This window comes from Mesorhizobium sp. AR10, from assembly GCF_024746795.1.
Lineage (GTDB): Bacteria > Pseudomonadota > Alphaproteobacteria > Rhizobiales > Rhizobiaceae > Mesorhizobium.
Window position 1 is genome coordinate 1,549,306 of record NZ_CP080524.1, and the last position, 19,867, is coordinate 1,569,172.

Here is a 19,867-nt window from a genome sequence, read left to right on the forward strand (position 1 = left end):
TCAGCTTTCAGGTAGCGGAAAAGGATGGGCGAGCAGCAGGGCGCGGCCGTGGCCGAGCGCAATTTCGAGCCGGCCCTTGACCTCGTTGGAAATGGTCAGCGACGAACCGAACGCGACCTCGACATGGGTCAGCGGCCATTTGGCGCCAGAAACGGTCAGGCCGGAAAGATCGGAGAAGCCGAGGATCGAAAACAGCGTGCCGTCGGCATAGGAGAAACCGGCCTTTCCGGGCAGCAAGGGGATGCCTTCCTGCGCGCCGCTGGTCAACAGCACTTTCGTGCCGCTTTCCGCCAGTCGAACGCTGAGCGCCAGATGCAGGAAGGCATGGTCGGCGCGCTTGCCGCCGAAGGCGCCGGCAAGCACCAGGCTGGTCGCGCCGCGCTCGAGTGCGGCGGCGATGGCCAATTCGCCGTCGGTCTGGTCTTTTTCCGGCGGAAACACGTGACGCGGCACAGCGGCCAGATCGGCCGGCAGGTCCGCCGGCACGGAATCGAAATCGCCGACCCAGAGTTCCGGCATCACGCCCAGCATCCGCGCATGGCCGATGCCGGCGTCGGCAGCAACGATGCGTGTGCCCTCGACCTGACGATCGAGCAGCGGCGTGCGGATGAGATCGCCGCCAAGCAGGATGGTGAATGTGCTCATATCTCGTGGCCCTTACCAGCCCTGCCTGCGAAACGGAAGCTGCGCTTTCAGCACCCGGCAAACTTCCGCTTGCACGACACATCGGCCGGGCCTATGTGTCGAAATGCTCTAACGGGGTGCCGGACGCAATCTTCGCGGACCGGCTGAGAGGCAAATCTGCCAACCCGCTGAACCTGATCCGGTTTGTACCGGCGGAGGGATTAGACGTTTCGGACAGCCCGACGCCTCAATTCCTTTCAATGCGAACGAAGGAGGCGCCGATGCGCACGCTTTTTTACTCCCTTATCTCAGCAGTAGTCCTCGCCACGTCCGGGCCGGCATCCGCCCAGGAAAAACTCACCGTCTACACCTATGAGAGCTTCACCGCCGAGTGGGGTCCTGGCCCACAGGTCAAGAAGGCGTTCGAGGCCGAATGCGGCTGCACGCTCGACTTCGTCTCGGTCGCCGACGGCGTGGCGCTGCTCAACCGCGTCAAGCTGGAGGGAGCCGCGACCAAGGCCGACATCGTGCTTGGCCTCGACACCAATCTCACCGCCGAAGCCAGGGCCACCGGCCTGTTTTCGCCGCATGGCACCGTGTCTGATGTCAACGTGCCCGGCGGTTGGAGCGACGATATTTTCGTGCCGTTCGACTATGGCTATTTCGCCGTCGTCTACGACACCGAAAAGCTGAAGACGCCGCCGAAGAGCCTCAAGGAATTGGTCGAGGGCAATGCTGACGAGAAGATCGTCATCCAGGATCCGCGCACCTCGACGCCGGGCCTCGGCCTGCTTTTGTGGGTGAAGTCGGTCTATGGCGACAAGGCGCCGGAAGCCTGGGCCAAGTTGAGGGCAAAAGTGCTGACCGTGACGCCGGGCTGGAGCGAGGCCTATGGGCTGTTCACCAAAGGCGAGGCACCCATGGTGCTGTCCTACACGACGTCGCCGGCCTACCACATGATTGCCGAGAACACCGAGCGCTACCAGGCGGCGTCCTTCGAGGAAGGCGAATACCTGCAGATCGAGGTTGCCGGCATCACCAGCACGGGCGCCAAGAACCCGCTGGCGGAAAAGTTCCTGGCCTTCATGACCGGGCCGAGGTTCCAGAATGTCATTCCGGAGACCAACTGGATGTTCCCGGCCGGGAAAACCGACAAGCCGCTCAACCCGGCCTTCGACAAACTGGTCAGGCCGACCAAGACCTTGCTGTTCAGCCCTGAGGAGGTCGCCACCAACCGCAAGGCCTGGGTCGACGAATGGCTGGCGGTGATGAGCGAGTAGGAGCGGGGATGCCGACGCGTTCGACCGATCCCCGCGTCACCGCCGGCATCATCGCGCTTGCGGCAATCGCGCTGCTGATCGGCGGGGCGTTCGCCGGTCTCATCCTCGAAGGCACGCGCGACCTGTCTGGTGCTGTGTCGGCCTTCGATCCCTATCTCTTCCGCATTGCCCGCTTCACGCTATGGCAAGCTTTGCTGTCGACGCTGTTCTCGGTCGTCCCGGCGCTGTTCGTCGCGCGCGCCCTGTCGCGGCATCCGCGCTTCTTCGGCCGGGGCTTTATCCTGCAGCTGTTCGCCGTACCGCTGGCTTTGCCGGCCATCGTCGCAGCACTCGGCATTCTGGCGCTCTACGGCCGTGCCGGCTATTTCGCGGGTATGTTCGGCGCACTAGGCGGCCAGAGCTGGCCAGGCATCTATGGCCTGTCCGGCATCCTGGTCGCGCATGTCTTCTTCAATCTGCCACTGGCAACGCGGCTGTTCCTTGAGGCGCTGGGGACCGTGCCGACCGATCAGTGGCGGCTGGCGAGCCAGCTTGGCATGGGGGCCAGGCCGGCCTTTCGGCTGATCGAATGGCCGACGCTGCGCGCAGCCTTGCCGGGCATCGCCGGGCTTGTCTTCATGCTCTGCATCACCTCCTTCACCATCGTGCTGACGCTGGGCGGCGGGCCGGCCGCGACGACACTGGAGGTTGCCATCTACCAGGCGCTGCGTTTCGATTTCGACCCGGCGCGGGCGGTGACATTGACGCTGCTGCAGATCGCGCTGACCTTCGCCGTGGTGCTGGCCTTGATGCGGCTTGGCGCCAATACCGTCGGTGACGCCAACCTGCCGGTTGCATCGCGCCGGTATCTTTCAGCCGGCGCAGCCGAGACGGCGCTGAATGCCACCTTGATCGTCCTCGCACTGCTGTTCGTCGCCGGGCCGATGGTGGCCACGGTGACGTCAGGCCTTGGCGCCGATCTCGGTCGCCTCGCCGGCGAGAGCGCGGTGCGGCAGGCGACGCTGACCAGCGCCGTGCTTGCCTTCCTGTCGGCGCTGCTTTCGGTGGCGCTGTCGCTGTCGCTCATCATGGCGCGGCGGGCGCTGGCGTTGAGCCGCCGTGGGTCGAGCACGCTGCTCGAACATTCCACCGATACTGGCGCCGGCTTCGTCCTCGTCGTGCCGCCCATCGTCATCGGCGCCGGCTGGTTTTTGCTGTTGCGCACGGTCAGCGACGTTTTCGCCATCGCCCCGGTAATGGTCGTCACCGTCAATGCGGTGATGGCGATGCCTTTCGCCATTCGCGCCGTCCGCCCGGCTTATGATGCGGCGAGCGAACGCCACGAACGGCTTTGCGCGCAACTCGGCATCTCCGGCTGGAGCCGGCTCAGGCTGGTCGACTGGCCGTCGCTGCGGCGGCCACTCGCCACCGGCTTTGCCTTCGCCATGGCGCTGTCGCTCGGCGATCTCGGCGTCATTGCGCTGTTCGGCAGCGATTCCGTGCAGACGCTGCCCTATCTGCTGCTCTCACGCATGGGCAGTTACCGCACTGTCGACGCAGCCGGTCTGGCGCTGCTGCTCGGCCTGGTTTGTCTCGCGCTGGTACTGGCCGCGGACTGGCTGGGACGGGGAGAGAAATCATGACGACCGCCAACAAGGACGCCGGGGCCGAAAAAGGCGCGACGGTGCGGCTGGACAAGGTCTCGTTCAGCTATGGCGAAGCGGCGTTTGTCTTCGATGTCGAGTTCGCCGTGTCGAAGATCACCGCCATCATGGGGCCGAGCGGTTCGGGAAAATCGACGCTGCTCAATCTGGTGGCCGGCTTCGAGACGCCACAATCGGGCCGCGTGCTGACCGGCGGTGTCGATGTCAGCGCCGCGCCGCCTTCGGCACGGCCGGTGTCGATGGTATTCCAGGAGAACAATCTTTTTGCCCATCTTTCGGTGGAACGGAATGTCGGGCTCGGCCGCTCGCCTTCGCTGCGGCTGACCGAGGCCGATCACGCCGCAATAGCCGAGGCGCTGAAGCGGGTCGGCCTTGCCGGCAAGGAAAGACGTCTGCCGCGCGAACTGTCGGGCGGCGAGCGGCAGCGTGTAGCACTCGCTCGCGTGCTGGTGCGCGACCGGCCGGTGCTGTTGCTGGACGAGCCTTTCGCCTCGCTCGGGCCGGCGCTCCGCGACGACATGCTCGACCTTGTCGCCGGCGTCCATGCCGAACGGCAGATGACGGTGCTGTTCGTAACCCATCAGCCGGAAGATGCGCGCCGCATCGGTCAGAACATGGTATTTCTGGACAATGGCACGGTTGCCGCGACAGGTGAGGCGGCCGATTTCTTCGCCGGGGCTGGCCCTGATGCCTTTCGGCGCTATATCGGCACAGGTTCGGGCGGATCACGAGATGTTGCCCGGAAGCGGACATAATTTACGGCCAAACCGGCTTCAGGTGGTGTTGCGCTTGCTTGCCATGGTCAGAGTAGTGTGGCTAGGTCCGCCCAGTACTGGTCCGGCACAGGCCGTGATTTGCCCCTACAGCGTCGTGTCCATTCGGGCACGCCAGGACGCTGTAGGTTTTTGATTTTGTGCATGATCCCCAGCGAAAATCGATTGCGATTTTTGCGGGCGCGGACCTTCGGTTCGGGATCGATCATGCGCCGTGACCCGAAGGGAAGCTGTTCTGCCGACCGGCACAGACAGAATACGATGGAACCCGCTGGCGCGCTTTCTCGCGTTGGCTGGCTTGGCCGTGGCGCTGGCAAGCTGCCAGATGTTCACGCCTCCGGACGTGCAGGAATCCGGCTTCCAGCCTTCCGACAAGCCGATCACCGTCGACAATGTGGCCGCCAACAGCAAACTTGCCGAGCTGGCGAAGGCGCAGCACCCGCGCATCCTCGCGACCTATGGTGGCGAATATTCCGACCCCAAGCTCGAGCGCATGGTCGCCAAGGTGGTCGGCAGCCTGACCGTGGTGTCGGCCAATCCGACCCAGACCTATCGCATCACCATCCTCAATTCGCCCAACGTCAACGCTTTTGCACTGCCAGGCGGCTATCTCTACGTCACCCGTGGTCTGCTGGCGCTGGCCAATGATTCGGCCGAGCTCGCCGCCGTCATCGCGCATGAGATGGGCCACGTCACCGCGAACCACGGCCTGCAGCGGCAGCAGTTGGAGGCCGAGGAAGGGTTGGCGACCAAGGTCGTCTCCGACGTGCTTGGCGACAGCCCGACCGCCAAGGCGGCGCTGATCCGCGGCAAGCTCAGGCTCGCCCAGTTCTCGCGCAACCAGGAGCTGGAGGCCGACGCCATCGGCATCAAGTCAGTGGGTGAGGCGGGCTACGATCCCTATGCCGCCGGCCGCTTCCTGCAGTCGATGTCGGCCTATACCGATTTCCGCTCGATCAGTGGCGCCACCGATGCCAGCCTCGACTTCCTGGCGACGCATCCCAACACGCCGCAGCGCATCGATCTGGCGCAGCGCCATGCCCGCCAGTTCGGCGCGCCCGGCGTCGGTACGCGTGACCGCGATTCCTTCCTTGCCGGCATAGACGGCCTGCTCTACGGCGACACGCCGGAGGAAGGCTATGTGCGCGGCGAAACCTTCATGCATCCAGGTCTCGGCGTCTCGTTCTCGGTGCCAGACGGCTTCATCATCGACAATTCGGCCGCGGCGGTAACGGCCACCGGGCCGGGCGACATAGCGATCCGCTTCGACGGCGTCTCGATCGACAGGGGCCGTTCGCTGACCGACTATATCCGCAGTGGCTGGGTGGCAGGTCTCGAAGACAGCAGCGTGCGTCAGGAGACGATCAACGGCAATGAGGCGGCGATCGCACATGCCGGCGCCGAAGGTTGGCAGTTCGACATCGCGGTGATCCGCGCCGGCGGCCAGGTCTACCGGCTGCTCACCGCTGCACCTTCGGCCAGCACCTCGCTGGAATCGGTGGCGCGCTCGGTCAGCGGCTCCTTCCGCATCCTGAGCGCGGCGGAGAAGGCGGCGCTGAAGCCGCTGCATATCCGCGTCGTCACGGTGCAGCCTGGGCAGACCATGGGCTCGCTCTCGGCACAGATGGTCGGCGTCGATCGCAAGCTCGACCTGTTCCGGGTGCTCAATGCGATGTCGCCGGGTGCCGCCGTTTCGGCCGGCGACAAGGTCAAGATCGTCACCGACAAATAGAGCCGCTTCGCCGTAAATTCAGGCCACCGCAATCAGGCGGCCATGAACTCCGGGTTCTGCTCCACCAGCGCTACTTTGAGTTTTTCCATGGCGCGTGCCTCGATCTGGCGGACACGTTCCTTGGAGATGCCTAGCGTCTCGCCAAGCGACTCCAGTGTCGCGCCCTCGTCGCTCAGCCGGCGTTCCTCGATGATCCTGAGTTCGCGCGCATTGAGCGCGCGCAACGCCGCCTTCAGCCAGAGCAAGCGGCGCTCGACATCGATCGTGTCGCCGGCGATCTCGTCGGGCAAGGGATCGTCGGAAACCAGGAAATCCATTCGCTCGGTCGTGCCGGCGTCGTCGGTGAGTGGTGCATTGAGCGAACTGTCGGGTGCCGAAAGGCGCGAATCCATCATTGCCACATCGGCCTCGGAAACGCCCAGTGCCACTGACACCTCGCGGTAGAGTGTGGCGCTAGAGATCGGCTCGGCGCCTTGCGCCAGCCGGGCGCGCAGGCGCCGCAGGTTGAAGAACAGCGCCTTTTGCGCCGAACTGGTGCCACCGCGCACGATCGACCAGTTGCGCAGGATGTAGTCCTGCATCGAGGCGCGGATCCACCAGGTCGCATAGGTCGAGAATCGCACCTCGCGCTCCGGCTCGAAGCGTGCCGCCGCCTCCAGCAGGCCGACATGGCCTTCCTGGATCAGGTCGCCCAAAGGCAGGCCGTAGTGACGGAATTTCGAAGCCATGGAGATGACCAGCCGCATGTGCGCGACGGTGATCTGGTGCAGCGCATGCTGGTCCTGGTCTTCCTTCCAGCGCAGTGCCAGCAGGTGCTCCTCGTCGCGCTCGAGATAGGGAGCTTTCATTGCCGTGCGGACCATGATCCGTCCTGCCGTGTCTTCCATCATGCGCCGCGCTCCCTGTTACGGGCATTGCGGACGGCTTGGCGACCGCGATCCCTGGTTTGGCGTCGGGTGGTTGAAATGGTGACACCACGCCCTACAACAGCCAAGAACGTGCCATGCCGGGGAATGGTTCCGCCGCCTGTGTCGCGTGGGTTGTGCTGTCCGAAAGAAGGTTGCAACGCGCGAAACGAGGCCGAATGGCGCCAGCTGACGTGGTTTTGAGAATCGGATTTCAGAAGCGCCGTATTTTTGAAATCTGGTTCCTTATTTTGCCTGCCTGCATCTGTCAGGTTCCGGCTCTCACAATGCGCCGGACACCGGCCAAGCACGGGATCACACAAAAATGAAATGGCTCAGCTCACTCATCATCGCCGGAACGCTGCAGGTTCTGGCCGTTACATCAGGCCATGCCGGCGCCAATCTCGACCAGATCAAGCAGGCCGGAATCATCAAGGTCGGCACCGAAGGCACCTACGCGCCGTTCACCTATCATGATGCCTCCGGGGCGCTGGTCGGCTTCGACGTCGAGATCGCCGAGGCGATCGCCAAGAAGCTTGGCGTCAAGGCCGAGTTTCTCGAAGGGAAATGGGATGGGCTGATCGCCGGTCTCGACGCCAACCGCTATGATGCCGTCATCAATGAGGTCGGCATCACCGAGGAGCGCAAGGCCAAGTATGATTTCTCCGATCCCTATATCGCTTCCAAGGCGGTGCTGATCGTGCGTGGCGACAACACCGACATCAAGGGTTTCGCCGACCTCAAGGGCAAGAAGGCGGCGCAGTCGCTGACCTCGAATTTCGGCAAGCTCGCCGAGACCAACGGCGCCGAACTGGTCGGCACCGACGGCTTCGACCAGTCGATCCAGCTGCTGCTGACCGGCCGCGCCGACGCCACCATCAACGACAGCCTGTCCTTCCTCGACTTCAAGAAGCACAAGCCCGACGCCAATGTGAAGATCGCCGCGCAGGAAGAAAACGCCGACTATTCAGGCGTCATCGTGCGCAAGGGCGATCCGGAACTGGTCGCCGCCATCAACAAGGCGTTGGCCGACATCAAGGCCGACGGCAGCTATCAGAAGATCGCCGACACCTATTTCGGCCAGGACGTTTCGAAGTAAACGCACGTTCATCGCGCGGGGCCGGCGCCGGTCCGCACGGCCTACATCGCGGCGAGCCGTCTCTGACGACCCGCCGTCTTTTCGCAATGATATGACGACCGCGTAGTCGCGCTTGGATACTGCCCCGGACAGGTTTGGCCGGCCATTCTGCAGGGAGATGCCTTTCGTGCCCCACTGGCTGCAATTGATGCTGGACTCGTTGCCCTCGCTGCTGTGGGCGGCGTTGATCTTCACCGTGCCGCTGACGCTGCTGTCGTTTGCGCTCGGCCTGTTCGTTGGGCTGGGTGCTGCGCTCATCCGGCTGTTCGGCCCGAAGCCATTGGTCGCCGTGGTCCGCTTCTATGTCTGGATCTTCCGCGGCACGCCGCTTCTGGTGCAGCTCTTCCTGATCTTCTACGGCCTGCCCTCGGTCGGCATTCTGCTCGACGCCTTTTCGGCAGCGCTGATCGGTTTCACGCTGAACATCGGCGCCTATACGTCGGAAATCATCCGCGCCGTCATCGGCTCGGTGCCGAAGGGGCAGTGGGAGGCGGCCTATTCGATCGGCATGACCTGGAGCCAAGCGATGCGGCGCACGATTCTCCCACAGGCAGGGCGCGTCGCGGTGCCGCCGCTGTCCAACACCTTCATCTCGCTGGTCAAGGATACGTCGCTGGCCGCCGCCATCACCGTGCCGGAAATGTTCCAGGCGGCACAGCGCATCGTCGCCACCACCTATGAGCCGCTGATCCTCTATGTCGAGGCGGCGGCGCTCTATCTGGCCCTGAGCTCGGTGCTGTCGGCGCTGCAGACCCGGCTGGAAACGCGGCTCAACCGCTATGGCGGCTTCCTGGAGGCGCGCTCATGATCGGCCTCACCAGCATCGAAAAGCGCTTTGGCGACAACCTTGTGCTGAAGGGGGTGACCGTCACCATCGAGGAAGGCAGCGTCACCGCCCTTGTCGGTCCTTCGGGTGGGGGGAAGAGCACGCTTCTGCGCTGCATCAACCTGCTCGAGATCCCGACCTCCGGCACGGTGCGCATCGGCGACGAGACGCTGGAATTCCGTCCCGGCGCCAAGGTCTCCAGCAGGGATATCCAGCGCCTGCGGCTGCAGACCGGCATGGTGTTCCAGAATTTCCAGCTGTTCCCGCATCGCACGGCGATCGAGAACGTCATGGAAGGGCTGGTCACGGTGTTGAAATGGCCGACAGAGAAGGCACGCGAGCGGGCGCTCGCACTGCTAGAAAAGGTCGGCATGGCGCACAAGGCCGACGCCTGGCCGGCGACCCTGTCGGGCGGCCAACAGCAGCGCGTGGCGATTGCCCGGGCGCTGGCACCGTCACCGAAAGTGCTTTTGTGCGACGAACCGACCTCGGCGCTCGATCCGGAACTGGCGCAGGAGGTGGTCGACGTGCTCGGCCAGCTTGCCAGTGAGGGCACGACCATGGTGATGGCGACGCATGATCTGCGGCTCGCCTCCAAGATCGCGCAGGAAGTGGTGTTTCTCGACGCCGGCGTTGTCGTCGAGAAAGGCCCGGCAGCGGTGCTGTTCAGCAATCCGGAACATCAGCGCACCAGGCGGTTCATTGCGACGCTGAAGCAGGAAGCAGGCGAGACATCCTGAGGATTGGCGCAATCCAACAAAAAACCCGGCGCGAGGCCGGGTTTTTCGTGAATTCGCGGGTGAAAACGATCAGGCAGCTTCTTCCTGCTCGGATTCCTCATTGTCGGCCTTGGCGCCGCGCTTCGGACCCTTGTTGAGGTTCACCTCGATGAGGCGCACGGCTTCGGTTTCCGACATGCGGTTGACGGCCGCGATCTCGCGGGCCATGCGGTCGAGTGCCGCCTCGTAGAGCTGACGCTCGGAATAGGACTGCTCCGGCTGGTTGTCGGCGCGGTAGAGGTCGCGCACCACTTCCGAGATCGAGATCAGGTCGCCGGAGTTGATCTTGGCATCATACTCCTGGGCGCGGCGCGACCACATGGTGCGCTTGACGCGGGCGCGGCCCTGAACGACCTTCAGCGCGCGCTCGACATAATCCTCTTCCGACAGCTTGCGCATGCCGATGGAAGTCGCCTTGGCGACCGGTACCTTCAGGCGCATCTTGTCCTTCTGGAAGTCGATGACGAACAGTTCCAGCTTGTGGCCCGCAACTTCCTGCTCGTCGATCGAGACGATCTGGCCGACGCCGTGCGCGGGATAGACGATGTACTCGCCGGTCTTGAAACCATGACGCGCCGCGGCGGACTTCTTCTGCGGGGTGATCGTTGCCATTACGCCCTGAACTCCTTGTTGTGGTGCCGGCGTCCTGCCGGCCCGAACTCGCTCGATCGGGGGGAACCGATCGTTAGCCGCACAACGGATGAACTCACCGGAAAAGCCGGGACCGGCAAACGCATAGACTGCGACCGCCTGCCCCAGATTGCTCTGGTCCGGATTGAGAAATTCACCTTTCAGTGATTTGGGGCGTTTGCGCCATAAATCGACGTTGTGTCACCGGCATGTTGAGCTGATGTAGCACAAAAAGTCGGAAGAATCAAGGTTTTGCTGCATACGCGAAGGCCATGCGCCGTCGCCGCCTGTCAAGGCGGTTAATGTGTCGCGCCTGTTACGCAACGTTACGCCGGCCGGACCGGCCCTGTCGTCAGTCGCCTTCGCCGGGCTCGGCAGAGAAATACTTCTCGAACTTGCCGGCCTCGCCGTCGAACGATTTGGCGTCGGCCGGTGGCTCCTTCTTGGCGGTGATGTTGGGCCATTTCTCGGCGTATTCGGTGTTGACCTGCAGCCACTTTTCAAGACCCGGCTCGGTGTCGGGCTTGATCGCATCGGCTGGGCATTCCGGTTCGCAGACGCCGCAATCGATGCACTCGTCGGGATGAATGACGAGCATGTTCTCGCCTTCATAGAAGCAGTCGACCGGACAGACCTCGATGCAGTCCATATATTTGCATTTTATGCAATTGTCGGTCACGACATAGGTCATCGGTCGGCTCCGGAATGCCCCAGTTTTGTTGGGCTTTTTTGGTGAGGTAACGCCTTTGCCCGCCGCTGGCAAGGGCAGCCATTCCGACTGATATCGGTGTTTCCGGAGTGGAATTCCAGATGCCCGGCGTGATGATGCCCGGTCGCCTCTCCAAAGCATGTCGCGTTTGAAGAGATCCGCGCTTTAGATCCTTGTTCCATGCATGTCGTTGTCCCAAATCCGCTGCGCACTTCTGGGAGACATGCATTAGTCCTCGCCGATCAGCCTGTCGGTCTGCCGGCGTTCCTTCTTGGTAGGGCGGCCGCTGCCGGTGTCGCGCAGTGCGGGCATCGCATCCGGAACGGCCTTGCTCTTCGGCACCGGCGGCGGCGACATGTCCTCATAAAGCAGGCGCGCCTCCTCGGCAGGGCCACGCCGCACACCCGTGCCGAGCACCTTCCAGACGAAGATGCGCCGCTCCAACGTGATCGTCAGAACGTCGCCAGGCTTGACCATATCGGAGGCCTGCGCTGCTTTGTCGCGATTGATGCGGACGCGCCCGGCGACCACCAGTTTCGCCGCCAGCGAACGCGATTTCACCGCGCGTGAAAAGAACAGCCACTTGTCGATGCGTTGACGGTCTCTCGCGGCTGTTGGGGCAACCATCGGAGTAAGCCGAGCCTACTTCTTCAGCTGGTCGCGCAATGCGGCGAGCTTGGCGAAGGGTGAGTCAGGGTCGAAGCGCACCGGGCGCTCCTCACGCGGCTTCGGCTGAAAGGCGGGCGCGCCGCCTTTGCCTTCCGGCCTGCCGCCCTTCCACTCGGGCCGGTTTTCGCGACGATCGGGACGCTCGCCTTGCGGCTTGCCATCGCGGCGCTCGCCGCCCTCGCCCTGCGGCTTGGGTTTGAACTTGCTGCGGTCGAAGCGCGGCTTGCCGGCGCCGTCGCGCTGATCGCGTCGACCTTGATGGGCTGGCCGGTCGCCCGGCGTGCCTGCCGGTTGTCCGCCAGCGGCGTCTGCCGGCGCATCGCTCCGCGCGGCCTGGCCATTGCGCGGGCGATTGTCTCTACGGTTGTCATGCTGACGATTGCGTGGACGCTGGTCGAAGCGACCCTGCCGCCACAACAGGATGGGTTTTGGTTCTTCAGCCTCTGGCGCAGCTTCGCTGGTGGCTTCCGCCACCACGGCTGGCTCGGCCGTTGTGTCTTCGCTTGCCGGTGAAGTCTCGGCGACCGGTTCTGCCGATGCGGTTTCAACTTCGACAGCTTCGGCTTCCGCCTCCGGTTCTGCTGGTGCGGCCTCAACCTCGGCAGTTTCGGGTTCCACGTCTGGTTCGGCTGCGGGTTCCGCTGGCGTTTCAGCTGCGGCTTCGGCTGCTGGCAGCGCGTCTTCCGTGACCTCAGCTGAAGTCTCCGGCTGAGCGTCCGAGACAGGCTCCGCTGCCGCGTCGGGTTCAACAGCAATTTCGGCTGGAGCCTCTGCGACGGCAGCCGCATCCGACTCCGAACCCTCGGCCGGCGCCTCGACAGTTGCTTGCGCAGTCGCGGCTTCCGCCGCCCTGGCCTGCTCGGCTCGCGCAGCCTCTTCCGCCGCCAGCTTCGCCGCCGCCGCCTCACGCGCCGCATTGTCCTGCGCTTCGAGCCGCGCCTTGACTTCCGCCGCCGGCTTCGGCTCGGCGCGGTAGCCGAGGCCTTTGAGGATCTCTTCCATGTCGTCGGCGGTGGCGCCGAGGATCGACATCATCGGCGGTGTCACCATGAAGGCCTGACCGTCATAGGCGCCGTCGGGGCGCTGGCCGAGACCCGGCTTCCAGTTGGTCGCGGGACGGATCAGGTCGGCCAGCCGCTCCAGTATGTCGATGCGCACGGCGCGCCGGCCGAGATTGCGGTAGCCGGCGAGCTTGTAGAAGGTCTTGTCGAAAGCCGGATCGATGACCACCGAGGTGCGTCCGGAGGCCAGCGCGTGGACGACATCGCCGAACCCTGGCTTGTCCTTGCCGTCGTTCTTCAGTGCCCACAGCAACGTCACCAGTCCGGCCGGTGCGGGCTTGATCAGCGCCGGCACGAAAACATGGTAGGCGCCGAAGCGCACGCCGAGCCGGCGCAAGGCGGCGCGGCCTTCCTGGTCGAGCGACTTCATCTCCTCGGCGATATCGCGGCGGTTGATGAGGCCGAAATGCTCGACGAGCTGGAAGGCGATGCCGCGGCCGATACCGGTGATCTGATCGGCGTTCTTGAGATCGACCAGCGGCTTGAGCAGGGATTCGATCTGGAAATTGACGAAACGCTCGGCGCGCGCCGCGACCTTGTCGCGGGCGGGACCGGTGAGTTGCTCGTCGGCCAACAGCACCAGGCGTGGCTTCAAGGCCTCGTCGCCCGAAACCAGCGTGCCGATCGGCGCACCGATCCAGCGCAGCGTCCCGTCCGAGCCCAGCGCAATGTCGCCATTGGCCGAGGCGCCGAAGCGCTCGGCCCGCGCCTCGAACTCGGCTGCAAGCGCCTTTTGCGCGGCTGTGCGCACTGCTTTGGCATCCTCGCCGCCGGCGCTCTGGTCGGCGGTGAAGCGGAACCCTTGCAACTCGCCGACATGGTGGCCTTCGACGAGGACGGTTCCGGTTGGGCTGATTTCGGCTTCAGGCATGGTATTTTCTCTAAGGCGCCGCATGAGGACGGAAGTCCTGCGGTCTACGAAGCGTTTCGTCAACCGCTCATGCAGCGCATCCGACAATCTGTCTTCGATTTCGCGCGTCTTTTCCTGCCAGTGTGCCTGATCGGCCAGCCAGCCAGGCCGGTTCGACACGAATGTCCAGGTGCGGATCTCGGCAATCCGGTGCGACAGCGTGTCGATGTCGCCCTCGGTGGTGTCGGCGCGGCGCACCTGCTCGGCCATGTAGTTCTCGTCGACATGGCCATGCCTGGCGAGGTCCATGTAGATCGAGGCGATCAGGTCGGCATGCTGGGCCGGCGCGATCTTCCGGTAGTCGGGCAGGGCGCAGGCTTCCCACAACAGCGCGACGCGCTTGGCGTCGGTGGCCAGCGCCCGGATGTCTTCGTCGCGGGACAGGTATTCGAGGGCCTGAGCGTCGACCGCAGGCAGCGCCCGGGTCAGGCCTTCGACCGGCGCATTGGTCTCGATCGAGCGCTTCAGCGCGTCGAGGTTGGCAAAGTCGAAATGGGCGGTGCGCCACTGCAGCACCTTCACCGGATCGAACTCGTGCCCTTCGATCCGCTTGACCAGTTCATCGTCCAGCGGATCGACCTGGCCGGTGACGCCGAAGGTGCCGTCACGCAAGTGCCGGCCGGCGCGGCCGGCGATCTGGCCGAGCTCTGCCGCTGTCAGGTTGCGATACTGGTAGCCGTCGAATTTGCGGTTCTGGGCGAAGGCAACGTGATCGAGATCGAGGTTGAGGCCCATGCCGATGGCATCGGTGGCGATCAGGTAGTCGACATCGCCTGACTGGAACAGCGCCACCTGTGCATTGCGGGTACGCGGGCTGAGCGCGCCGAGCACGACGGCAGCGCCGCCCTGCTGGCGGCGGATCAGTTCGGCGATGGCATAGACCTCGTCGGCCGAAAAGGCGACGATCGCCGTGCGCCTGGGCAGGCGGGTCAACTTCTTCGAACCGGCATAGGCGAGGTGCGACAGCCGCGGCCGCGTCACCACCGACACGCCCTTCAGCAGGCGCTGGAGAATGCCGTGCATGGTGGCCGCACCGAGCAGCAGCGTTTCCTGGCGACCGCGCAGATGCAGGATGCGATCGGTGAAGATGTGGCCGCGCTCGAGATCGCCGGCGAGTTGCACCTCGTCGATGGCGACGAAGGCGGCGTCGGTTTCGCGCGGCATGGCTTCCACCGTGCAGACCGAATAGCGAGCGCCGGCCGGCTGGATCTTTTCCTCGCCGGTGATGAGTGCCACCTTGTGGGCGCCGACCTTCTCGCAGACGCGTGCGTAGACCTCGCGGGCAAGCAGCCGCAACGGCAGGCCGATGATGCCGGTTTCATGCGCCACCATGCGTTCGATGGCGAGATGGGTTTTTCCCGTGTTGGTCGGACCGAGAACGGCGGTCACATCGCGGCCCGACAGGATCAGCGGCTCAGTGTGTTTCTGTTGGATGTTCATCGACCTGGAAATAAGGCTTTCTGCCTCGCATTGTCGGGAGCGCGCCTCGAATGGCGCGTATGACAGCCGACACATAGGGATTTCGCGCGCGAAGCGAAAGCGGAATGTTCCATCAGCCGGTTGGCAGTTCCCGGCCGATCCCCCAATCCATCCCGAATTAACAGTTGGAACGAGTCTGGAACGAATCGGCTACGAATCACTGACTCGATCAGATTCAGGTTTTGTTCACGGCTATATGTGGATTTTTGACAGGTGAGTCTCACCACATGCTGAATCGTCGAAACTGGCCCGATTCATGCAGGGCGAGCGTCGCTGTTAACCTTTGCCGGAGAAGGATTGCGGCGAGCCGGTGAGCCTGGTGCAAGATTATGAAATTGTTGATCTTTCCTAACGCGAGCTTAACCGTTTGACGGACGTTTTTGGCTTTCGCCGTTAACGTTCCGGTCAAAGGCGGAACGAAACGGCGACGAATCGGCGTTGGCCGAATTTTCCCGGTTTGTTCACCCCAATATGTTGTGTTGTGAACAGGTTTTCCACCGAGAATCCACAGGCTTGGGAACAGGTTTCACACAGGCTGCGCAGCGGCGTTAACGTCTGCGTCTCGCTTCGGCACAAATCGGCGCTGCGTCCATCGTTCGGCGCAGTCGCTGCACGACGACCGGCCAACAATGCTGGACGGCTGGTTCAACAGTCTCCCATGGCATAGCGCTGCAAGGTGGGGCCGACGTTCAGGATGATTTCGTCGTGGGCCAGGGCGACCACGGGCGGAAGCCGCAGCAAGTATCGGCACAGGGCCAAACCCAGCAGTTGGCTCGAAATGAGCCCGGCCCGTCGACCCGCGTCCGCTGGGTTGCTGACCGCCGCAAGCACTGGCCTCACCTGGTTGGCAAACACCTCGCGCAATTTTTCGGCGGCAAATTCGTTCGACGTCGCCGAACGTAGCAGAATTGCCATGCCGGGACCGCTGGCCGGACCTTCCCAGATTTCGAGAAAACGCCTGATCAGTGTTTCGCCGATGGCGGTTCGGTCGATCACCTGAAGTGCCGGCAATTGCAGGTCGACGACCGCCGCCCTGGCGAACAGCTCGTCCTTGCTGCGGAAATAGCGGATCACCATGGCCGGATCGATCGAGGCCTGCGCCGCGACGTCGCGGATGGAGGCACCGTCATAGCCGTGCTCGGCGAACAGCCGCCGCGCAGCCTCGAGGATATGGGCCCGCGTGCGGTCCGACTTGCTGATTTTCTTCGGCTGATTCTCAATCATGGAATTCATATGCCAACGACTGTTGACAAATGCAATGGCGTCGATTAGAAAGTCAACATGTGTTGATAAATGGAGAGAGAAATGCTGCCCGATTCAACGGAAGTCCTGATCATTGGCGCCGGTCCGACCGGCATGGCGCTGTCCATCGTGCTGCACCAGGCCGGCGTCGATCACGTTCTGATCGACAGGCTGGCGCAAGGCCTTCAGACCTCACGCGCCGGCGTCATTCACGCGCAGACGCTGGAGTCGCTGGAGCCGTTCGGCGTCACGCAGCGACTGAGCGAACTTGCCCTGAGGCTGGAAAATTTCGTCATCCGCGACCGCAACCGGGCGCTCCTCAAGCTCGATTTCGGCAAGCTTCCGTCAAGACATCCCTATCTGTTGATGCTGCCGCAGAACCTGACCGAGCAAGTGTTCGCCGAACGGATCACCGCCCTGGGCGGCGTCATTCACCGCGAGGTCGAGGCCAAGGCGGTTGTCCAGGACGCTGACGGCGCGCGCGTCACGGTGGTCGAGAACGGCCGCGAGAAACTCATATCGGCACGCTACGTCGTTGGTGGCGACGGCATGCACAGCCTGGTGCGCAAGTCGACCGGCATCGAGTTCGACGGCGCGGCCTATGACGCTTCGTTCGTACTCGCCGATGTTCGTCTCGACTGGCCGGTTGGGCCGACCGAAGTGTCGCTGTTCTTTGCGCCAGCCGGGCTGGTGGTGGTGGCGCCGCTTCCGGACGGAACGTACCGCGTCGTCGCAACAATGGATGACGCACCGGAAAAGCCCGAGATCGCCGACATCCAGGCGCTGCTCGACAGCCGCCGACCGACCAAAGAAAGAACCCGGGTGCTCGACCTGACGTGGAGCTCGCGTTTTCGCGTGCATCACCGCCTGGTCCGGTCGTACCGCAAGGACCGGTTGTTCCTTATGGGTGATGCCGCGCATGTGCACAGCCCGGCCGGCGGGCAGGGCATGAACACCGGCATCATCGACGCGGTCGTGCTTGGCCAGTTGCTTGGCGACGTGGTGAACGGCGTGCGCCCGGAAGCGGAGCTCGACCTCTACGAAACGCTGCGACGCCCGGCGGCCCAGGAGGTACTCGAACTGGCGGGCACGATGACCGGCATGGCGCTTGCCCGCAATCCGGTGAAGCGGTTCGTGCGCAATCTGGTGCTGTCGGTGCTGAACCTCAATCCATTCCTGAAGCGTCGCATTGCCTTGAAATTGTCAGGCCTCAGCCGCGCACCCCTTGCCCGGCTGCCGGCACCTTCGCGCCAGCCGGATCCAATCGCCGTGCCTGCAGCCAAACCAAGGCTGAAGCTTGCCGCCTGACAGCCGAGATTGTCAGGCTCCCTGCGTCGTTCGTGGGGTTCATACCTGTACCGGCCGTTGGCCGGTACATCCGTTATCGGCGAGGGACGCCAAGCCCTCAGGCGAAATATTGACCGCCATTGGCAGTTATGGTCGAGCCGGTGATGAAGCCGGCGTCGTCGGAAGCGAGGAAGACCACGCAGCGCGCGATCTCCTCCGGTTCGCCAAGGCGGCCAACGGGGATCTGCGGGATGATGCGTTCGTTGAGCACCTTCTCGTCGATCGCCTTGACCATCTCGGTGGCGATGTAACCGGGGCAGATGACATTGACGGTGATGCCGGCGCGGGCACCTTCCTGTGCAAGCGCCTTGCTGAAACCAATGTCACCGGCCTTGGCGGCGGAGTAGTTGACCTGTCCGGCCTGGCCCTTCTGGCCGTTGATCGACGAGATGGTGACGACGCGGCCGAACTTGCGGTCGCGCATGCCGCCCCAAAGCGGATGCGTCATGTTGAAGACGCCCGACAGATTGGTGTCGATGACCTCTTTCCACTGCTCGCGGGTCATCTTGTGGAACATGCCGTCACGGGTGATGCCGGCATTGTTGACCAGCACGGAAACCGGGCCGAGATCGGCCTCGACCTGCTTGATGCCGGCGGCGCAGGCGTCATAGTCGGCGACCGACCATTTGTAGACCGGGATGCCGGTTTCAGCCTTGAATCTTGCCGCTGCCTCGTCATTGCCGGCGTAGTTGGCGGCAACGGAATAGCCGGCGTTTTTCAATGCGATCGATATCGCCGCACCAATGCCGCGCGATCCGCCTGTGACGATTGCAACCTTGCTCATGCGTTTCCCCTTTTTGATATCGCCCTGTTGTCGGGCTTTTCAGGCACTGGACAGAGAACGGGCGGCTTGCGCCGCCCAGTTAACGCTACAGGGCTTCGACGCACATGGCGACACCCATGCCGCCGCCGATGCACAATGTGGCAAGGCCCTTCTTGGCACCACGGCGGCGCATCTCGAAGACCAGCGTGTTGAAGACGCGGGCGCCGGACGCACCGATCGGGTGCCCGATGGCGATGGCGCCGCCATTGACGTTGACGATCGAAGGATCCCAGCCCATGTCCTTGTTGACGGCGCAGGCCTGTGCGGCAAAGGCCTCGTTGGCCTCGACAAGATCGAGATCGCCGATCGACCAGCCAGCCCTGGCCAGGGCCTTGCGCGACGCGGGAATGGGCCCGGTGCCCATGATTTGCGGATCGACGCCGGCGGTGGCCCAGGACACGATGCGCGCCAGCGGGGTGATGCCGCGCCTGACGGCTTCCGCTTCGCTCATCAGTAGCGCGCCGGCGGCGCCATCGTTGATGCCGGAGGCGTTGGCTGCGGTCACCGTGCCGTCCTTGTCGAAAGCCGGCTTCAGCTTGGTCATGGCGTCGATCGTGGCGCCGTGGCGGATGTACTCGTCCTGGTCGACAATGGTGTCGCCCTTCTTGCCCTTGATGGTGACGGCGACGATCTCGTCCTTGAACTTGCCGGCTTTCTGCGCAGCCTCGGCCTTGTTCTGCGAGGCAACGGCAAACTGGTCCTGGTCGTCACGGGTGATCTGGAACTGGCGAGCGACATTCTCAGCCGTGTTGCCCATGTGATAGCCATTGAAGGCATCCCACAGTCCGTCCTTGATCATGGTGTCGATCATCTCGTAGTCGCCCATCTTGACGCCGGCGCGCAGGTGCTGGGCATGTGCCGAAAGCGACATCGATTCCTGCCCGCCGGCAACGATCACCTTGGCATCGCCGGTGACGATCTGCTGCATGCCGAGCGCGATGGCACGCAGACCCGAGCCGCAAACCTGATTGAGACCCCAGGCGGTGGTCTCCTTGGGCAGGCCGGCATTGATCGAGGCCTGGCGGGCGGGGTTCTGGCCCTGAGCGGCGGTCAGCACCTGACCGAGGATGACCTCGTCGACCTCGGCTGCTTCGACACCGGCACGCGACAGCAGTTCCCTGATGACGATGGCACCGAGCTCATGCGCCGGTGTGGCGGCGAAGGCGCCGTTGAACGAGCCGACGGGCGTGCGCGCCGCGCTGGCGATTACGATGGAATTGGCAGCGGACATTTTCTTCTCCAGACTTCGAGGTGTTGTTCTTTTTGGTATCGTTGAGGACTTTTCTTGCCCTTTCCA

The 19,867-nt window shown here is 63.7% G+C and carries 17 protein-coding genes and 1 riboswitch; of the genes, 8 read left to right on the forward strand and 9 right to left on the reverse strand.

The features are described from left to right. Positions 1-645, reverse strand: a complete 645-nt coding sequence (locus tag LHFGNBLO_RS11010) for a thiamine diphosphokinase (protein WP_258606752.1) — start codon at positions 643-645, stop codon at positions 1-3. Between the two features lie 102 nt (positions 646-747). Continuing rightward, positions 748-862: riboswitch (TPP riboswitch) on the forward strand. A gap of 43 nt (positions 863-905) precedes the next feature. Between LHFGNBLO_RS11010 and thiB the strand changes: the two genes are divergently transcribed. The 4 genes from thiB to LHFGNBLO_RS11030 all read left to right on the forward strand — a co-directional run bounded on the left by thiB (position 906) and on the right by LHFGNBLO_RS11030 (position 6,052). Continuing rightward, positions 906-1,904: a thiamine ABC transporter substrate binding subunit gene (gene thiB, locus LHFGNBLO_RS11015; protein ID WP_258606760.1), complete on the forward strand. Its 999-nt coding sequence runs from the start codon at positions 906-908 to the stop codon at positions 1,902-1,904. Between the two features lie 8 nt (positions 1,905-1,912). Continuing rightward, positions 1,913-3,526 (forward strand): thiamine/thiamine pyrophosphate ABC transporter permease, encoded by a 1,614-nt coding sequence (gene thiP, locus LHFGNBLO_RS11020; protein WP_258606762.1) that lies wholly within the window; start codon positions 1,913-1,915, stop codon positions 3,524-3,526. Continuing rightward, complete coding sequence (gene thiQ / locus LHFGNBLO_RS11025; protein WP_258606764.1) at positions 3,523-4,302, forward strand: thiamine ABC transporter ATP-binding protein; 780 nt, start codon at positions 3,523-3,525, stop codon at positions 4,300-4,302. Before thiP ends, thiQ begins: the two co-directional genes overlap by 4 nt. Before the next feature lie 343 nt (positions 4,303-4,645). Continuing rightward, positions 4,646-6,052, forward strand: a complete 1,407-nt coding sequence (locus tag LHFGNBLO_RS11030) for a M48 family metalloprotease (protein WP_258609681.1) — start codon at positions 4,646-4,648, stop codon at positions 6,050-6,052. Between the two features lie 32 nt (positions 6,053-6,084). Here the strand turns inward: LHFGNBLO_RS11030 and LHFGNBLO_RS11035 are convergent, their stop codons facing one another. Further along, positions 6,085-6,942 (reverse strand): RNA polymerase factor sigma-32, encoded by an 858-nt coding sequence (locus tag LHFGNBLO_RS11035; RefSeq protein ID WP_258606766.1) that lies wholly within the window; start codon positions 6,940-6,942, stop codon positions 6,085-6,087. 340 nt (positions 6,943-7,282) lie between these two features. Here LHFGNBLO_RS11035 and LHFGNBLO_RS11040 point away from each other — a divergent pair, with 340 nt between their 5' ends. The 3 genes from LHFGNBLO_RS11040 (at position 7,283) to LHFGNBLO_RS11050 (ending at position 9,661) form a co-directional block, all read left to right on the forward strand. Beyond that, complete coding sequence (locus LHFGNBLO_RS11040) at positions 7,283-8,056, forward strand: amino acid ABC transporter substrate-binding protein (RefSeq protein ID WP_258606768.1); 774 nt, start codon at positions 7,283-7,285, stop codon at positions 8,054-8,056. Between the two features lie 166 nt (positions 8,057-8,222). After that, a complete protein-coding gene (locus tag LHFGNBLO_RS11045; RefSeq protein ID WP_258606778.1) occupies positions 8,223-8,903 on the forward strand; it encodes an amino acid ABC transporter permease in 681 nt (226 codons plus the stop codon). Beyond that, positions 8,900-9,661: an amino acid ABC transporter ATP-binding protein gene (locus LHFGNBLO_RS11050; RefSeq protein WP_258606780.1), complete on the forward strand. Its 762-nt coding sequence runs from the start codon at positions 8,900-8,902 to the stop codon at positions 9,659-9,661. Before LHFGNBLO_RS11045 ends, LHFGNBLO_RS11050 begins: the two co-directional genes overlap by 4 nt. A gap of 69 nt (positions 9,662-9,730) precedes the next feature. Here the strand turns inward: LHFGNBLO_RS11050 and LHFGNBLO_RS11055 are convergent, their stop codons facing one another. The 5 genes from LHFGNBLO_RS11055 to LHFGNBLO_RS11075 all read right to left on the reverse strand — a co-directional run bounded on the left by LHFGNBLO_RS11055 (position 9,731) and on the right by LHFGNBLO_RS11075 (position 16,382). Further along, the gene (locus LHFGNBLO_RS11055; protein WP_258606782.1) at positions 9,731-10,312 is read right to left on the reverse strand and encodes a CarD family transcriptional regulator; all 582 of its coding nucleotides are present in this window, start codon (positions 10,310-10,312) and stop codon (positions 9,731-9,733) included. A gap of 370 nt (positions 10,313-10,682) precedes the next feature. Further along, positions 10,683-11,021 carry a ferredoxin FdxA gene (gene fdxA, locus LHFGNBLO_RS11060; protein WP_258606784.1) on the reverse strand — a complete coding sequence of 113 codons (339 nt, stop codon included), beginning with the start codon at positions 11,019-11,021 and terminating at the stop codon, positions 10,683-10,685. 246 nt (positions 11,022-11,267) lie between these two features. Beyond that, complete coding sequence (locus tag LHFGNBLO_RS11065; protein WP_258606786.1) at positions 11,268-11,666, reverse strand: RNA-binding S4 domain-containing protein; 399 nt, start codon at positions 11,664-11,666, stop codon at positions 11,268-11,270. A gap of 15 nt (positions 11,667-11,681) precedes the next feature. Further along, entirely contained in the window at positions 11,682-15,119 is a 3,438-nt protein-coding gene (locus LHFGNBLO_RS11070) for a helicase-related protein (protein WP_258606788.1), read from the reverse strand. Between the two features lie 684 nt (positions 15,120-15,803). Beyond that, positions 15,804-16,382 (reverse strand): TetR family transcriptional regulator, encoded by a 579-nt coding sequence (locus LHFGNBLO_RS11075; RefSeq protein WP_258606790.1) that lies wholly within the window; start codon positions 16,380-16,382, stop codon positions 15,804-15,806. Positions 16,383-16,463: 81 nt separating this feature from the next. On the opposite strand from LHFGNBLO_RS11075, the gene LHFGNBLO_RS11080 reads away from it, so the two are divergent. Beyond that, positions 16,464-17,708, forward strand: coding sequence for an FAD-dependent monooxygenase (locus tag LHFGNBLO_RS11080; RefSeq protein ID WP_258606792.1), 1,245 nt, complete (start codon positions 16,464-16,466; stop codon positions 17,706-17,708). A gap of 97 nt (positions 17,709-17,805) precedes the next feature. Here the strand turns inward: LHFGNBLO_RS11080 and phbB are convergent, their stop codons facing one another. Together phbB and LHFGNBLO_RS11090 are read right to left on the reverse strand one after the other, a co-directional pair. After that, positions 17,806-18,531, reverse strand: a complete 726-nt coding sequence (gene phbB / locus LHFGNBLO_RS11085) for an acetoacetyl-CoA reductase (protein ID WP_258606794.1) — start codon at positions 18,529-18,531, stop codon at positions 17,806-17,808. Between the two features lie 85 nt (positions 18,532-18,616). Continuing rightward, positions 18,617-19,801 carry an acetyl-CoA C-acetyltransferase gene (locus LHFGNBLO_RS11090; RefSeq protein ID WP_258606796.1) on the reverse strand — a complete coding sequence of 395 codons (1,185 nt, stop codon included), beginning with the start codon at positions 19,799-19,801 and terminating at the stop codon, positions 18,617-18,619. Positions 19,802-19,867: the final 66 nt, after the last annotated feature.

Bases quoted from the DNA above. Each gene is read 5' to 3' on its own strand.
- LHFGNBLO_RS11010 (WP_258606752.1), bottom strand. From the start codon at position 645: ATGAGCACATTCACCATCCTGCTTGGCGGCGATCTCATCCGCACGCCG.
- thiB (WP_258606760.1), top strand. From the start codon at position 906: ATGCGCACGCTTTTTTACTCCCTTATCTCAGCAGTAGTCCTCGCCACG.
- thiP (WP_258606762.1), top strand. From the start codon at position 1,913: ATGCCGACGCGTTCGACCGATCCCCGCGTCACCGCCGGCATCATCGCG.
- thiQ (WP_258606764.1), top strand. From the start codon at position 3,523: ATGACGACCGCCAACAAGGACGCCGGGGCCGAAAAAGGCGCGACGGTG.
- LHFGNBLO_RS11030 (WP_258609681.1), top strand. From the start codon at position 4,646: ATGTTCACGCCTCCGGACGTGCAGGAATCCGGCTTCCAGCCTTCCGAC.
- LHFGNBLO_RS11035 (WP_258606766.1), bottom strand. From the start codon at position 6,942: ATGATGGAAGACACGGCAGGACGGATCATGGTCCGCACGGCAATGAAA.
- LHFGNBLO_RS11040 (WP_258606768.1), top strand. From the start codon at position 7,283: ATGAAATGGCTCAGCTCACTCATCATCGCCGGAACGCTGCAGGTTCTG.
- LHFGNBLO_RS11050 (WP_258606780.1), top strand. From the start codon at position 8,900: ATGATCGGCCTCACCAGCATCGAAAAGCGCTTTGGCGACAACCTTGTG.
- LHFGNBLO_RS11055 (WP_258606782.1), bottom strand. From the start codon at position 10,312: ATGGCAACGATCACCCCGCAGAAGAAGTCCGCCGCGGCGCGTCATGGT.
- fdxA (WP_258606784.1), bottom strand. From the start codon at position 11,021: ATGACCTATGTCGTGACCGACAATTGCATAAAATGCAAATATATGGAC.
- LHFGNBLO_RS11065 (WP_258606786.1), bottom strand. From the start codon at position 11,666: ATGGTTGCCCCAACAGCCGCGAGAGACCGTCAACGCATCGACAAGTGG.
- LHFGNBLO_RS11070 (WP_258606788.1), bottom strand. From the start codon at position 15,119: ATGAACATCCAACAGAAACACACTGAGCCGCTGATCCTGTCGGGCCGC.
- LHFGNBLO_RS11075 (WP_258606790.1), bottom strand. From the start codon at position 16,382: ATGATTGAGAATCAGCCGAAGAAAATCAGCAAGTCGGACCGCACGCGG.
- LHFGNBLO_RS11080 (WP_258606792.1), top strand. From the start codon at position 16,464: ATGCTGCCCGATTCAACGGAAGTCCTGATCATTGGCGCCGGTCCGACC.
- phbB (WP_258606794.1), bottom strand. From the start codon at position 18,531: ATGAGCAAGGTTGCAATCGTCACAGGCGGATCGCGCGGCATTGGTGCG.
- LHFGNBLO_RS11090 (WP_258606796.1), bottom strand. From the start codon at position 19,801: ATGTCCGCTGCCAATTCCATCGTAATCGCCAGCGCGGCGCGCACGCCC.